Origin of the sequence: Neolewinella aurantiaca, from assembly GCF_008014675.1 — a bacterium.
Classification (GTDB): domain Bacteria; phylum Bacteroidota; class Bacteroidia; order Chitinophagales; family Saprospiraceae; genus Neolewinella; species Neolewinella aurantiaca.
Genome location: NZ_VOXD01000005.1, coordinates 80,073 through 95,483, shown reverse-complemented (window position 1 = coordinate 95,483; position 15,411 = coordinate 80,073). Strand labels below are relative to the sequence as shown.

The window sequence follows — 15,411 nt, the reverse complement described above, 5'->3', positions numbered from 1 at the left end:
CAGAGAAAGCGATTAACAGCATACTATTATCGGTTCTGTACTTAGTTGCAAATTCAACTATATATTGCAACTGTTTACGGCCGAAACGACATACCTCCTGCCGGCCTGTAAACGTTGAATCCAAAAACACTGTTAAATTTTAAAAGATGGATCGCTTACTCAAAATCCTTGTGCTTGAAGATAGGAAAGCCGATTTTGAACTTTGTAAAAGGCACCTTCTACGGGAAATCCCGAACGCCATGTTTACCCGAGCGGCCGATGAAGCTGAGTTTTTGGAAAAACTGAGTTGGTCGACCTATGACTTGGTGATTGCCGATTACAACCTGCCGGATTATAATGGCCTGCAGGCACTGTTGCACGTCAGAGAACACTTTGCTCATTTACCCTTCATTTTTCTCACCGGGACCTTGAACAGTGAGGAGAAATCTGCCGCCGCAATTTTACAGGGCGCCAATGGCTACGTCCTGAAGGATAATATCTCGAGCCTCTACCGCCATATCGAAAAGGCTATTGCCGACAACGAAAAGCAGAAAAGTATCGCTGAGCGCTGCAAAGCAGAAAATGCCGAACGTAACATGAACTTGCAGAAGGCAGTGGGTTTGTTGAGTAAGGTGGAGCACTTCCCCAACCGGGAGGAAATCATCGCTTTGATCAAAAGCAGTATTTCGACGCAGACCGAGGCATAACATGCTGGCTTTAGCCAGGGAGATGTACATACGGCTAATCCGGGCGCCGCAGCGCAGGTGCAAAGTAGTGTTCTTTTGAATAATATGTCCTGAACAGCAAAGTCCGGACCAACCACCAAAAAGCACCACGCTGGCATCTTGTCAGCAGACGAGCCGGCCGGCCGTGAATTCTCCATCCGGGAAAACCCACTGAGGTTTTTCCTCAACTTTACCATTATGCTGATCTTTATTTTCAGTGGCACAGTTGTGCTGCTGGGGCTGGGTGGCTTATGCTTGCTGGCAGGGCTAACGGTTTTGATTCTCCGCCGTGCGCTCCGTTCAAACACCCCCGAAGGCAAGCGCCCTAAAAACGCCGCCTTTCGCTTTACGACTCCTTTACATGGTCTCTCCCTTTGTCTTGCCATCGCCGCAAGCATTATTACCATCAACTTCACCGAGTTTCAACCGCAGGAAGTGTTAGCGGGCTACACGATTGAGCCGGACCTGGAAATCAACGAGGTGATTCCCCCAACCAATCATCCGCCGCCACCGCCACCGCCCCCGCCGCCCCCGCCGGTGATTGAGACGGTCGCCGAACCTGAATCCGAGCCGGAAACTTTCGAAAGCCAGGATATCTCCGCCGATGAGCCGATCCTCCGTGACCTTGCTCCTCCAACACCCGTTGCACCTGCGGCCCCGCCTCCGCCGCCACCTCTTCCGCCACCACCTCCTCCTGTCGATGAAGGACCACTGCTGTTTGCTGAGCGAATGCCGGTTTTTGGAGAAGAATGTTTTCCCTTGTCCGGGGATGAACGAAAGGCTTGTTCTGACCGCGCACTGCTGAGTTTTGTGCAATCACGGGTCAGGTACCCCGCGCTGGCGCGCGAGAACGGAATCCAGGGGACGGTTGTCATTTCCTTCATTGTAGAGAAAGATGGAACGATTACAGACGTCTCTCCCGCCCGGGAGGTAGGCGCTGGTTGTACGGAATCGGCTATAAAAGCGGTTCTGGCGATCAATAATGAAGGAAAACGGTTCCGGCCGGGAATCCAGGGCGGACGCCCGGTTAGGGTCCGTTTTAACCTCCCGGTGAAATTTATGCTCGAATAAGGAAAAAAAGTTTTTGCTCCTTCACGTTGATAATCAAGTGGATAAGGAAAAAGAGCCCAAAAACGATCTATTTAATTTGCCCAAACACTTGCAAGGGTCGTTGCGATGCATGTATATTTGCGCAGCATTTGGGAACACGGTTACTGAAACGCAGTAAACATCCTGAAAAGCAAGAACTACTGGTCTGGTAGTTCAGTTGGTTAGAATGCCGGCCTGTCACGCCGGAGGTCGCGGGTTCGAGTCCCGTCCAGACCGCACAAGAGCCACTCCTTCGGGGGTGGCTTTTTGCGTTTTATTACTATCGTTCCGGAGGAAGAGAACTGTCCTCTCCTCGCGTTACGGACGTTAAATCCACGCCAAAGGCGTGGATTTTTAGTTTGGGGCTGGCTCAGGGCTTGTACCACAAACTCAGAGGTAAAGTGTCAGCCGGTTTTTCGTTCATTGACATCGCCTTTGGGCAGAACTTGCAGATGTCCGATAAAACGACGCGAGACGACCCTATTCCAACAAATTGCAACAGTCATTTCAACTAAAGATGTTTCTGACGGGTTGGGGGAAGCATGCAACGCATCCTTCTAATTCTGGTTACTGTTTTGTTGACAGTGACCGCAAAAGCTCAAAAAATGACTGCACCTGCCGGCGCTTTCTGCGATCCCGAAACCGGACTCTGTACTCCCGCCCCCGTAGCGGAGACCGCGAACCCTATCAACTTCTCCGACGATCAGGAAATTATTTATGTTGGTGACCCGATGTGCTCCTGGTGCTGGGGCATTTCACCTGAGTTGAACCGCCTTGAGCGCGCAGCAGCGGCCAACGGAATTTCCTACCGCATCGTCCTCGGTGGCCTCCGGCCCGATGATTCGGAGGAGTGGAACGAACAATTCAGGGGTTTTCTCAAGCATCACTGGGAAGAGGTGACGAAGCGTAGTGGACAACCTTTCGGATACGACCTGTTCGAGCGCGAGCACTTTCAGTACAATACCGAGCCAAGCTGTCGGGCGGTTGTAGCGGCCCGTAAGATGAAGCCGGAGGCGGAAAGCCGTTTCTTCGAACTTACCCAACACCACTTCTATGTACAAAATCAGGATCCGGCGGAGACCAGTTTCTACGAACCGATTTGTAAGGAGTTGGGATTAGACTTTAAGCGGTTTTCGGAACTCTTTGCCAGCGACGCCATCAAGGCTGAAACCCTGGCGGACTTCCAAACCAACCGCCAGTGGGGCGTAACCGGTTACCCAACGGTGATTTACCGTAATGGAGACAAGTTATACGCTATCGCAAGGGGTTATGCAGACTTCGACCGGATGTGGGGGGCAGTAAACGAGCTCGCCGTTCAGGAGTAGTGTGAGTCGGGGGGGCATTTATGGTAAAATGCAAACAGGCTGTCGCAGATATCTGCGACAGCCTGTTTGCTTTAAATCAAAAACCAGGAACAGTGTTTACCGGCGGATTACGACCCGTTCGGCGTTTCGTTCTTCGTTGGTGAGTACGCTGATAAGGTACAGCCCGGTAGGCAGATCGTCTACCCGTAGGGTAGCCTGCTCAACCCCTTCGAAGGTGCGAACCATGAGTTGCTTGCCGTCGATGGTCAGTACACTTACCTCAAGAATCGGTTCGTCTGCGCTAACCATGATGATGTCGTCAGCCGGGTTCGGAGCAATGCGTACCTCCTGCTCACTTTCCGGACCTTCGTCAAAGAGAGTGACCGTTGGGAGTTGCTGAAGGTCGAGTTGGCCCGGGCTGGTGGTGGTGGCTACGTTACCACGAACTGTTACTGCGTCGATGTAGACCTGATCGCCGTTGGCACTGGCATCACACTGGATGCGGAACTGACTGTTGGCGTTCAGGCTGTACTGCGCTGCATCAAGAACGATGGTGGCAGAGTAGAAGCTACCGTTGCTGAAACTGGAGCCCGCTGCGTAAGTAGCCACTGTTTGCCAGCCACTACCACTGTTGTAACGCACCCAGAAATCTTCTCCGTTCTCCATACTGTTAGGGTAGAAGATGAAGCTGATTTCTACGTTGTTCAGTCCGCTGAGATTGAAACCTTTAGTCATCGATGAAGCCACGCCACTGTTATCGCGTAAACGCATAGAGCGGGTGCCCTCATAACTACGTGTGCCGCTGTAGCGGAAACAGTCGCTACCTCCGTCGGTCCAGCCGTCGAGACCGGATTCAAAATAAGCCCCGTCAATATCAATGGGGTCACCACCGCCGGAAGAGCAGCCGGTGGTGGTGCCGGTGGCTGATCCTGTGCCGGAAGTGTTCCCCGCGGCATCAAAGGCTGAAACGCTGAAGCTGTAAGTTGTACACGCAGTCAGGCCGTTGATGGTGGCTGAAGTACCGCTCACTGAACCTGCGGACGCGCCGTCTACAAAAATGTTGTAGCCGGTAACGCCTACATTGTCGCTGGAAGCATTCCAGCTCAGCAGTACGCTGGTCTCGGCCTCATTACTCACCGAAACGCCGGTTGGGGTACTTGGGGGAGCGGTGTCCGCTGGGGAGCCTCCGATACAGAAATCGGTTGCTTCGCTGGAGCCGAATGATCCGCCGGAAGCAAGAACGGTACTGCCTTGGGAGAGGGTGTAAGAGCCACTACCGTAGCTACAGCAAATGCCGTCGCCGTAGGCATCGAGGATGGTGAAGGTGTAACAATCATCGACCAGACAGAGGTCGATGGTAACCGTGCTTCCGTCGGCCTGGCTGCCGTAGGTTCCGCCAGATTCGACGGTGACGCCTGCGTCGTTGGTCAGCGTCCAGCTGGTTTCCTCAGGGTAGTTGTCGAGGGTGATGCTGAGCGTTACGTCGGTGCCGTTACAGCCAACCGGTGGACAAGACGGGCAGGTAGGGCCACCACAGTCAACTCCGGTTTCCTGACCATTCTGAATGCCATCGCTACAGGTAGGACCGCCGGTGCCACCGGCAGCCTGAATGGCCGCCAGAGCGTTAACTCGTCCGTTCCCGAATTGGGTGTCGTACCCGCTGGCTCCCATATCTGTAGCTGTGGAATAAAGGATGGATTTTACTTCGGAAGAAGTAAGGTTGGGGTTGAACCCGAGTACCAGCGCAGCTACTCCGGAAACAACCGGTGTGGCGGAAGAAGTACCACCGAAGGTGTTGGTATAGTTAGTACCGTTGTAGCCGTTGGATCCCATGCGGTCGGTAGTCCGAACTCCGGCGCCGGGGCCGCCGACGTTGTTGGAAGGTGCGACGATGTCGAGAGCCGGGCCATAGTTAGAGTAGGCTGATCTCGCACCGGTATTGGCAATTGCGCCAACACCGATTACGTTTACATTGTCACCGGGGTAGCTTACACAACTCTGGTAATCGTTGCCGGAAGCAAAGGTGATCACACAGCCAAGTCCACCCCGTCCGTTGCTGTTAGCATCAGCAAGTGCGTTGTTCAGCACAGAAATGCTGTATGTACAGGAACCAAAACCCCAGGAATTACTCATCACGTCAGCGCCATTATTTTTGGCCCAGCTGATAGCGTCGGCCAGGTCCTGATTGGACTCTCCGCCGACGAAGATGTTTACGGAAATCAGATTGACGAGGGGAGCTACTCCGCGCACACCAATGTTGTTGTGGCTCGCCGCAATAGAGCCGGCACAACTTACACCGTGAGCACTTCCACTGACGGCGTCGCCGTTGCCATTGTTCACCGGGCTGAAACCATTGGTATAGCGGCTAACGCCGCTGGCGGTTTCGAGGTCTTCGTGATCCTCGAGTCCGTCATCGATCACCGCTACGGTGATGGAAGAGGAGCCCAGGGTGAGGCCCCAGGCCTCGAGTGCATTACAGTCGATGTCGTTTCCTCCCGAAACGCCATCGATGGTTTGCCCCGTGTTATGCATCTGGAATTGCTCTCCGAAAAGCGGATCGTTGATCTGGAAGCGTTGAATCGGAGCGTAGAAATCAGGGTGGGAGAATTCAACTAATCCGCTGGTGTACAGTGCATTGGAGGCGTCGAATACCTGCGCTAATTCGTTGAGCTCCACGCGGTAGGTACCGTATTTTTTCTCGATGCTTTTGATGCCGTACTGGCCGAGAATTTGCTGGATAGCAACGATGTCGTTCTTGTCTCCTGTTTTGAAGGCAATGTTGCGGGTGGGGTAGATGACAAAGCCGTCGTCGAGTGAGAAGGCTGTGCTCACCTGTACTTCGTCGGTATCGAAACCAAGGCTGGCCACTACTTCGTCAGTAGTCATGGCACGGGTGGTTTCCAGCACGGCGTATGGTTTGTAAGGCCAGCTTTCGTATTTCTTGATGTCGTCGGCCTTGACACTTTGAAGGGTTATGCTTTCGTCGGCAGTTACGATGAATTGGGTGGTGGTGGGAGCGAGGTTCACTTTCTGTTGGTCAACAAAGTAGTGCTGGCTCTGGGCAAAGGACGTGGAAGTCCATAGGAGGCACGCGGCCGCCAGGAGTAAAAATCTTAGCATAAAAAGTATGTGTAATAATATGAGAAGAAGCTAGGTTTATTTGCGCCAAATAATTTGGGATGTTTCGTGATTGACGCCCTGTAAGGGCTAATGTAGTGAAATTTGTCATTTAGACAAATAAAACTTGGGTATGATTCGGATTTTATAGAATAAATAGTTTGTCGGCCAGGTTTCGTTTTTGTCTTTTGTTTTTGGATTCTGTGCTGTGGTGCAGTGCTTATGTTAGGGTAGATTTGGTTGAGTGTTGTAGCCGTTCGATGCTTAACGGCACTTCTCAAATTGCTAACTTTGCGCTATGAAAATCATTAAATACAGCATAAGGCTTGTTACGATGTGCGTCATTTTGGGCGCGGCCGCAGGTACAATAACTGGTTGCGAAGGAGCAGTGAAAAAGCTGCCTCCGGCGGATGTTCCCGAAGGAATGGTTTGGATTGCAGGCGACGGCGCAGATCAGCCCGGCTTCCTGATGGATGCTACCGAAGTAACTACGGCCGCGTTCGCGAAATTCGTGGACGCAACGGGGTACGTTACCGAAGCAGAAGACTTCGGATGGTCCGGGGTGTTCAATAAAGACAGCCTCAGCTGGATGCCGGTCGACAGTGCAACCTGGCGCTTTCCGCTGGGGCCGGACTCGATGCCTGCTGCCCCCGACCACCCCGTTACTCAGCTCTCGCTGCGCGACGTCAATGCTTACGCCGACTGGATCGGTAAAAAGTTACCCACCGAAGAAGAATGGATCTGGGCGGCCAGCCAGGGGGGGCAGTACCCCAGCTTCCCCTGGGGAGAGGAAATGGTGCCAGACGGCAAATACCCCGGTAACTGGTGGCAAGGACCGTTTCCCTACGAAGACAATGTGCTGGATGGCTTTCCGGGAATTGCTCCGGTGAAATCTTTTCCTCCGGCAGCGAACGGGCTATACGATATCAGCGGAAACGTGTGGGAGTGGACCGCAACCAAAAAAACGGCCACTCAGGAATCGGTTATTAAGGGAGGTTCTTTTCTGTGCAGCACCAGCTATTGTACCGGATTTGACTTTAAACAACGCCAGTTCACTCCCGCCGACAGCGGGTTGAATCACCTTGGTTTTCGATTGATCCGGTAGGGGTTGACTTAGGTATAGTAACCGCTGTGTTGCTGTTTCCGGGCAAGGCAGCTTTTCGCTTTATCCGCCGGCGGAGCCCCCCGGCAATGGTGGGTGTTTATTCTATGATCATCCTCATTTGCTCGCTGTCCCAGTGGTTATCGTTGGTGATCTGCCCGCGCTTGAGGTCTTCTTCGAGTAACTTTTCCTGCTGGGCCATTTCTTCCCGGGCCTTGAATATGTAGGATTCGCCGTCGTTGGGCAGCGCGGCAAGTCTTCTCATACTTTCTTCATCCTGGGTTTTGAAGATTTCAGCCTGTCGGGATATGGTGTACCTTCTGAATCCCATTTGTGCCAGAACGTCGCTTGCCATTTTGACGGAGGTGTCGAGCGACTCCCGGTAGATGTTTTCTACGCCGAGGTCCAGTAATTCGTAGGCGTCGTAGCGGTTTTTTGCCCTAACCATCAGTTTTACGTTGGGGTAATATTTTTTGACACCCTTAACCAGGTTGAACGTTATCTCAGGGCTGTCTACAGCACTGATCAGGATATCCGCATTTTCAATTCCTGCTGATTTCAGCAAGTCGAGCCTGGTAGCGTCACCGTAATAGACTTTGAAGCCCATTTTCCGGAGGAGGTCAACACGGTTGGAGTCGAAATCCAAAATGGTAGGCTCAACACCGTACGCTCTGAGGAATCTGCCTACGGTGCTCCCGAAGTGACCAAAACCTACGAGAATTACCTTGTTTGCTTCTCCGATCTCGTCCATCGGCCGGTCGTCTATGGCTTTGGTCCCGAAGTGGGGAAGGATGAAACGTTCGTTTACAATCGCAAGTACCGGTGTGAGGGTCATCGTAATTGCTGTAACTACCGACATGAGATCTAACTGAACCTTATCGAGGATTTTTATCTGAAAAGCAAAGGAAAGCAGCACGAAGGCGAATTCACCGATTTGGGCAAGGCCGACGGTAAGGAGCAGCCGCTGGTCCATTTTCAGTTTAAAGATTACCGCGACCGCGTACAGTACAATTGCTTTCAGGGCGATCACCCCAATAACGAGACTGGTTACCATTACGGGGTTTTCGCTGATCACGATGAAATTGATCGAAGCACCTACCGCCATGAAGAAGAGACCGAGCAGCAGGTCCTTGAAGGGTTCCAGGGTGCTCTCCAACTCGTGTTTGAATTCGCTGTTTGCCAGTACTACACCCCCAAGGAAAGCCCCCAGGGCAGGGCTCAGCCCCACCATTTCCATCAGAAAGGCAATCCCCAGTACGATCAGCAAAGCAGATGCGGTGAGGAGCTCTCTGACTCTGGTGTTAGCTACTCCTCTCAGCATAGGAACGAACAGGTACCGGCCAGCCAGAACTACAATGATCACTGAGGCAACGATGGCCAGGGTTTGGAAGCCCATAGGAAGGTTGTCGAGCAAACTGGAAGCCGTGCCATGGTCGTCGGTAACAGTATTGCTGTCAGTATCGGCCAGCAGGGGAAGCATACCGAGCATCAGAATAACGATAATGTCCTGAAACAGTAGTATCGAGAAAGACGATGCACCGTAGGTCGTATTGAACTGACCATTCTCTTTGAGGCTTTGCAGCGTTATTGCGGTGGATGACAGGGCAACAGCCATGGAAAAAGTCAGAGAGACCGTCCAGTCGAAATCAAATAACTGAAACAGAAGAAAAGAGACCAGCATGGTTCCGCCGACCTGGGCTCCGCCCATTCCTACGATCGTTTTTCGCATCTGCCAGAAGTTCTTAGGCTCGATCTCGAGTCCGATTAGGAACAGCATCATGACTACTCCGAATTCTGCGAAGTGCATGATGTTTTCACCTTCTTCCCCGACGAAGCCTAAGAGGAATGGCCCTATCACGATCCCCGCAATCAGGTAACCGAGCACGGAACTGAGGCCGAATCGCTTGGCGAGAGGAACGCAGATGACGGCGCCGGCGAGGAAAACGATTGCTTCGAAAAGTATGCTGCCGGTCATGATAAAGTATTGGAGTTAAACTGGGGGATATCGTCCTGAAAGACACATTCGCTCAGGTTGGCTACGGGCTGACCGTTTTTCAGGCAATCTATGATTTGCAGGTACTGATCGGCGTGAGATTCCAGTTCGATTTCGGAGAGGCTATGGGTTCCCATTACGGCGTAAGGAGGGAGGTATTGCATGCCGCAGAGTCGGGCGGTTTGCTCGAAGGGGCGCAGGAACTGGTTGACAGAGTAAACGTTTTTCCCTTCGGAACAGTACACTTTTTTGGTGCCGCCGGTGGTGATGACCTGAAGGCACTTTTTAGACTGTAGTGCATCGCCTCCGGGGCCGTAAGCCCAGCCGTATTCCAGTACCATGTCTATCCACTGTTTCATGAGCGGCGGGCAACTGTACCAGTACAACGGGTGATGCCAGATTACTACGTCATGCTCGAGCAGGAGTTCTTTTTCGAAATTCACGTCGATGTGAAAATGGGGGTACCGTTCGTACAAATCGTGGAAGGTCAACGTGCTATCCCCCTGGATTTTGTTTACGAGCATTCTGTTTGCCCGCGACTGTTCGAATTTCGGGTGTGCAAACAGGATTAATATTCTTTTCATCAGCAGGCTGGTTTACGATAGAATTAGGGGAAGGAGCTAAACTTCCTGTAGGGGGAGAGAGGCGCGGTGGTTGCTTTAGCTTGAGAGATCGAAAGCGATCTTTATTCCGGCAATTACCATTCCCGTACCGATAATAGCAATGATGAGACCCATCACCTTACCGATTACCGAAATGACGTTGGTCCCCAGGGTCTTTACTACAAAATCGCTTAGGCGGAACGTGAAGTAGGTAGTCAGAGACAAGAGACCAAAAATACAGATAACAATACAGATTTTCAGGAAGGTCGGATCAGAGACGTAGTTCATGGCCGTAACAATGGTGCCTGGTCCGGCCAGGATTGGGATGGCCAATGGGGAAAAAGCTATGTTCTCGTCGACGTTCACATTTTTCAGGTTTTTAACATTGGACTTTTTAGACTGAAGCATTTCGAAGCCAATGAAAAACACGAGAATGCCTCCGGCTATTTTGAATGCAGGCACACTGAGGTCAAACATCTCGAAGATGAATTTCCCCAGCAGAACGAAGATGGCCACGATCATGAAAGCGGTTATGTTCGCTCTTTTATTGATGCTTCGCTTGGTCTCCTTATCTGCGCCTTCGGTGAGCGATAAGAAGATCGTCATGTTTGATATAGGATTAGTGATGGCAAAGAAGCCTGTGAACACAGTTATTGCAAAAGTCAGATTGTCTTCCATGTCGGAATTTAATTAGAGGTTTTACTGAAGGATGGCTGAAAGAACAGATGTAATTATTGCCGCTCCGGCGGCGGAGGCATCACAACAAATCCTAAGGTGAAAGTTGCATGAGTGTGCAGCAGAGACCGGTAAATTTTAGCCCCGCATTTACACCGTCAAAACCGCCTAAGTGGAAGACGTTTATGACTCACGTCACCGTTTGATCGCCCGTAACCGACGGATGAATGGCACCCTGTAATCACTCCCATTGGAGCGTTGTGGGAGGTAAAAGTTACTTAGCCGGGGCGTAAGGACAGGCAAGTGTACGTATTGTTGGATGGTTAATGTGGTTTTGACGTAACCTTTCTTTGCACCTGCGTTTGCGCCTCCTGAAGCAAGATGTTCGAACAGGAACCTGCAGCTTCCGGGTCAGCAATGCCTGTTCAGACAGGTAATATCAAGCAGGATTTGCTGACGTTGTGGTGGTCATATTGCAAACGTGTTGTTATTTTTTTTAGCACTACGGTACAAAGCCAATAAGTTGAATACCTTGGCGCGACTCCAAAATGTCAGCGATACACGGCGAAAATTCCGGCCTTCAGTTTTTTGGCTTAAACATCCCGGAAGAAAACCTTGTTCCAGCGCTTTGCCGTCAGTTGATCTACTGAATGATGCTATTAAAAACGACATCCAATGACTACCAGAATAGTTTGTTTACTGATGATGTATGCGGGGCTGCTGGCAGTGGTTTCCTGCGGCAGCGAGGATGCCAAAACTGCGGCACCGGAGAAAAAGGGCCCGGCAACCCTGGTTGCCGAAGTTGTCTTGCCAGAAGTCTCTGACCTGCAACAACAGTCGACTTCTACGGGAACTTTTGTAGCGGAAGATCAGGTGCAGATCTCGTCGGAGACTTCGGGGTACCTCAAGAAACTGTACTTCACCGAAGGGGCTTACAAAGCCAAAGGGGCGTTGCTCGCCAAGATCAACGACGCGGAACTTCAGGCGCAAAAAAAGAAACTGGAAGTAGAGTTGGATTACGCCAAATCTGAGCTCGCCCGAGCCCGGAAACTGGGCGACCTGCAGGCCATCAGGGCAGAGGAAGTAGACCGGCTGAAGAATGCTGCGGATGTAATTGCTGCCGACATCATGGTGATGGATGCCCAGATTGCCAAAACCAATGTTTATGCCCCGTTTTCCGGCAGGGTAGGGGTTAAAATGCTGAGTGAGGGCGCCTATGTGTCTCCGGGCACAGGAATGGCGGAATTACACCGCCTGGACCCCATAAAACTGGAGTTTTTTATTCCCGAAAAGCAGGCAGGTACGGTTACCACCGGAGATGAGATAACCTTCACCATCCCCGCCAGTAAGGATACCTTCCGGGCTGAAGTTTACCTGGTGTCACCGACGCTGGACGAGCAAAACCGCTCGTTGCGGATGCGGTGTCGTTTGTCGAACAAAAAGAACCTGTTTTTGCCCGGCGGTTACGCCGAAGTCCAGTACAGCCTCCAGAGTAAAGGCGGTTCATTGCTCATCCCGGCTGAAGCCATTATTCCGGTTTTGGAAGGGCAGAAAGTACTGGTGGTCGAAAACGGACTGGTGAAATCCCGGCCGGTTGAAGTCGGGATGCGTACTTCTACTTCAGTTCAAATTCTTGGCGGTATCACCGAACGAGATTCTGTACTGGTCACCGGAATTCTGGGGGCTACGGACGGAATGCAGGTTAAAGCCAAACTAAAAGAAGCCCGTTGATGAATCTTTCTTCCCTTAATATCGAAAGGCCGGTACTTTCCTCCGTCTTATCGATCGTTGTGATCATTTTTGGCTTCATCGGTTTCACTTACCTGGGAGTCCGGGAATACCCTTCTGTAGATCCGCCCATTATTTCTGTCGTCGCCAACTACCCGGGAGCGAATGCAGACGTGATGGAATCGCAGATTACGGAGCCTCTCGAGGAAAACATCAACGGTATCTCCGGAATCCGTACAATCTCTTCGGTGAGCTCCGACGGCCGCTCTACGGTAACTGTGGAGTTTGAACTGGACGTTGACCTCGAAGCAGCCGCTAACGACGTGCGTGACCGGGTCTCCCGCGCCATCAGGTCTTTACCTCCGGATGTGGAACCTCCCATCGTAAATAAAGCGGATGCGGATGCAACAACCATTATGGCGCTGACCCTTCAGTCTAATAACCGATCGTTGCTCGACCTTACGGATATGGCCGATAAGCTTTTTAAGGAAAGGCTGCAGACCGTGAAGGGAATTGCAAGCATCAGAATATGGGGTTCGAAAGTGTATTCGATGCGGTTGAACCTGGACCCCGGTAAAATGGCTGCGCTGGAGATCGCACCCACAGATATACGCGACGCACTGAGCCGGGAAAATGTAGAGTTGCCGACCGGTAAAATTGAAGGTTACCGCCAGGAACTGACCATCAGAACATACGGCCGGTTGGAAACCGAGGAGCAGTTCAACGATCTGATCATCACCGAACGGGAAGGAACAATCATTCGGCTCAAAGACGTCGGGGTTGCGAAGATCGAAGCACAGAACAAAAGAACGGTATTGCGGGGCAAGGGAATCATCCCCATGGTTGGAGTTGCGATCACCCCGCAGCCAGGTGCCAACTATATTGAAATCGCCGATGACATCTACGAGAGGGTCGCCCGGATTGAAAAAGAGTTGCCAGAGGACATCAGGGTTGGATATGCATTCGACAATACAGAACCCATCAGAGCTGCGATCGACGAAGTTCAGAACACCATTTTCATCGCTTTTGGTCTGGTAGTATTGGTGATTTTCGCCTTCCTGCGGGATTGGCGGACAACGCTCATTCCGGTTCTCGTGATGCCGATTTCCCTGTTGGGCGCCTTCTTCGTCCTGTACGTGATGGATTATTCGATCAATATTCTCACCCTGCTTGGTATCGTACTTTCCACAGGATTGGTGGTAGACGATGCCATCGTAATGCTGGAAAATATTTACCAGAAGATTGAAGAAGGAATGGAACCGATGGCTGCCGCACACGAAGGAGCCAAGGAGATTTTCTTTGCGATTATAGCTACTTCCGTTACGTTGATTGCGGTGTTTATGCCGGTGATTTTCCTTTCCGGTTTATCGGGAAGGCTCTTCCGGGAGTTTGGCTTTGTGGTGGGCGGGGCCATTGTAATATCCACTTTTGTCTCCCTGACGCTGACTCCGATGCTTTCTTCGCGGATGCTGAAGAAAAGGGAAAAGCACAACGCTTTTTACCGCGTCACGGAACGGTTCTTTGTGGGGATGACCAGCATCTACCGATCCAGTCTTGCTTCCTACCTGCGGGTGAAGTGGATTTCTCCGTTGGTCATCGTTGCTGCCTTCGTGGGGATTTACTTCGTAGCCATGGCCATCCCGTCTGAGCTCGCACCGATGGAAGACAAGGGAGCTTTCCGGGTAATTGCCACCGCACCTGAGGGAACCAGCTATGAATTAATGGATGAGTACATGCTGGAATTGCTCAATATTCTGGATACTATTCCGGAAATCAGAGCTTACATTTCCGTTACTTCCCCCGGCTTCGGGTCTTCCACTTCCGTAAACTCCGGGTTTGTATTCACGAACCTGACGAGTCCGGGAGAGCGGGAGCGTTCGCAGCAGGAAATCGTCAGCAGTGTAGCACCCTTGCTGGCCGAGAAAAACTTTGCCCGCGCGTTTGCCGTTCAGGCTCAAACCATTGAGGTCACCAGGTCTCGTGGAGCCCTTCCGGTACAGTACGTACTACAAGCACCCACGCTGGAAAAGCTTAAAGAAGTACTCCCGGATTTCCTCAGCAAAGCTGAGGATAACCCCGCCTTCAGCGTAGTGGACATAAACCTCAAGTTCACGAAACCGGAGTTAACGGTTACGATCGATCGCGAAAAAGCACGGACGCTTGGAGTTTCCGTGCTCGACGTTGCCAGTACCCTGCAACTCTTCTTTGCGGGGCAGCGCTACGGTTATTTCATTCGTGACGGTAAACAGTACGAAGTCATCGGTGAGGCCGGACGGCTGTTCCGGGATGAACCGCTTGACCTGACCACGTCTAATGTCCGTGCCGACAATGGCCGGCTGGTGAAACTTTCGGAAGTGGTTAACCTGGAAGAGACTTCCTCTCCACCACAGTTGTTCCGTTACAACCGCTACGTGTCTGCTACAATCAACGCCGGCCTGAACGATGGTTACACCATTGGGATGGGTATCTCGGAAATGGACAAAATTGCCGATGACCTGCTGGACGAGTCGTTCTCCACTTCTCTTTCCGGAAGTTCGAAAGAATTAGAGGAAAGCTCCAGTGGCCTGCTCTTTGCCTTCGGCCTGGCTTTATTGCTGGTATTCCTGACGCTGGCCGCTCAGTTCGAATCTTACGTCGACCCGATCATCATTATGGTCACGGTACCACTTGCTATTCTGGGAGCGTTGCTGAGCCTGCACCTGTTGGGCAATACCCTGAATATTTTCTCTCAGATTGGAATCATTGTTCTTATCGGTATCGTAACCAAAAACGGCATCCTGATCGTTGAATTCGCCAACCAGCAGCTAGAGACCGCCACCTCAAAAAGAGAGGCGATCCTGAGTGCATCGGCTTCCCGTTTGCGGCCCATCCTGATGACCTCACTGGCAACGGTGCTGGGAACACTACCGATTGCCCTCGCTTTGGGTTCCGCGTCGACATCGAGGATTCCTATGGGGGTTGCCATCATTGGTGGGTTGATGTTCTCGCTGTTGCTCACCCTGTACCTGATCCCTTCTATGTATTTATTGATTTCCCGTAAAAAAGTGGGAGAAAGCCAAGCGTAATGATATTAAAATTCAGACGTCTGACCATTGTC

10 protein-coding genes and 1 tRNA gene are annotated in these 15,411 nt (G+C 51.7%); 7 read left to right on the top strand and 4 right to left on the bottom strand.

Annotated elements, in window-relative coordinates; all coding sequences use genetic code 11:
• The first annotated feature begins 146 nt into the window (after positions 1-146).
• From FUA23_RS04800 to FUA23_RS04785, 4 genes are all read left to right on the top strand, one after another.
• Positions 147-686 carry a response regulator gene (locus tag FUA23_RS04800; protein ID WP_147929589.1) on the top strand — a complete coding sequence of 180 codons (540 nt, stop codon included), beginning with the start codon at positions 147-149 and terminating at the stop codon, positions 684-686.
• A gap of 216 nt (positions 687-902) precedes the next feature.
• Complete coding sequence (locus tag FUA23_RS22895; RefSeq protein ID WP_147929588.1) at positions 903-1,775, top strand: energy transducer TonB; 873 nt, start codon at positions 903-905, stop codon at positions 1,773-1,775.
• Between the two features lie 181 nt (positions 1,776-1,956).
• Positions 1,957-2,030 (top strand) — tRNA-Asp (locus tag FUA23_RS04790).
• Positions 2,031-2,398: 368 nt separating this feature from the next.
• Entirely contained in the window at positions 2,399-3,118 is a 720-nt protein-coding gene (locus FUA23_RS04785) for a DsbA family protein (RefSeq protein WP_246144031.1), read from the top strand.
• 96 nt (positions 3,119-3,214) lie between these two features.
• Here FUA23_RS04785 and FUA23_RS04780 read toward each other — a convergent pair whose 3' ends face one another.
• A complete protein-coding gene (locus FUA23_RS04780) occupies positions 3,215-6,217 on the bottom strand; it encodes a S8 family serine peptidase (protein ID WP_147929586.1) in 3,003 nt (1,000 codons plus the stop codon).
• A gap of 295 nt (positions 6,218-6,512) precedes the next feature.
• Here FUA23_RS04780 and FUA23_RS04775 point away from each other — a divergent pair, with 295 nt between their 5' ends.
• The gene (locus FUA23_RS04775) at positions 6,513-7,319 is read left to right on the top strand and encodes an SUMF1/EgtB/PvdO family nonheme iron enzyme (RefSeq protein WP_147929585.1); all 807 of its coding nucleotides are present in this window, start codon (positions 6,513-6,515) and stop codon (positions 7,317-7,319) included.
• A 97-nt stretch (positions 7,320-7,416) separates the two neighbouring features.
• Here FUA23_RS04775 and FUA23_RS04770 read toward each other — a convergent pair whose 3' ends face one another.
• The 3 genes from FUA23_RS04770 to FUA23_RS04760 form a co-directional block, all read right to left on the bottom strand.
• Entirely contained in the window at positions 7,417-9,291 is a 1,875-nt protein-coding gene (locus FUA23_RS04770; protein WP_147929584.1) for a monovalent cation:proton antiporter-2 (CPA2) family protein, read from the bottom strand.
• Entirely contained in the window at positions 9,288-9,893 is a 606-nt protein-coding gene (gene kefF, locus FUA23_RS04765) for a glutathione-regulated potassium-efflux system oxidoreductase KefF (RefSeq protein WP_147929583.1), read from the bottom strand. Before kefF ends, FUA23_RS04770 begins: the two co-directional genes overlap by 4 nt.
• A 75-nt stretch (positions 9,894-9,968) precedes the next feature.
• Positions 9,969-10,589: a MarC family protein gene (locus FUA23_RS04760; RefSeq protein ID WP_147929582.1), complete on the bottom strand. Its 621-nt coding sequence runs from the start codon at positions 10,587-10,589 to the stop codon at positions 9,969-9,971.
• Positions 10,590-11,261: 672 nt separating this feature from the next.
• On the opposite strand from FUA23_RS04760, the gene FUA23_RS04755 reads away from it, so the two are divergent.
• Positions 11,262-12,317, top strand: a complete 1,056-nt coding sequence (locus FUA23_RS04755) for an efflux RND transporter periplasmic adaptor subunit (protein WP_147929581.1) — start codon at positions 11,262-11,264, stop codon at positions 12,315-12,317.
• On the top strand, positions 12,317-15,379 hold the full coding sequence (locus FUA23_RS04750; protein ID WP_187270889.1) for an efflux RND transporter permease subunit: 3,063 nt from the start codon (positions 12,317-12,319) through the stop codon (positions 15,377-15,379). Before FUA23_RS04755 ends, FUA23_RS04750 begins: the two co-directional genes overlap by 1 nt.
• Positions 15,380-15,411 lie beyond the last annotated feature (32 nt).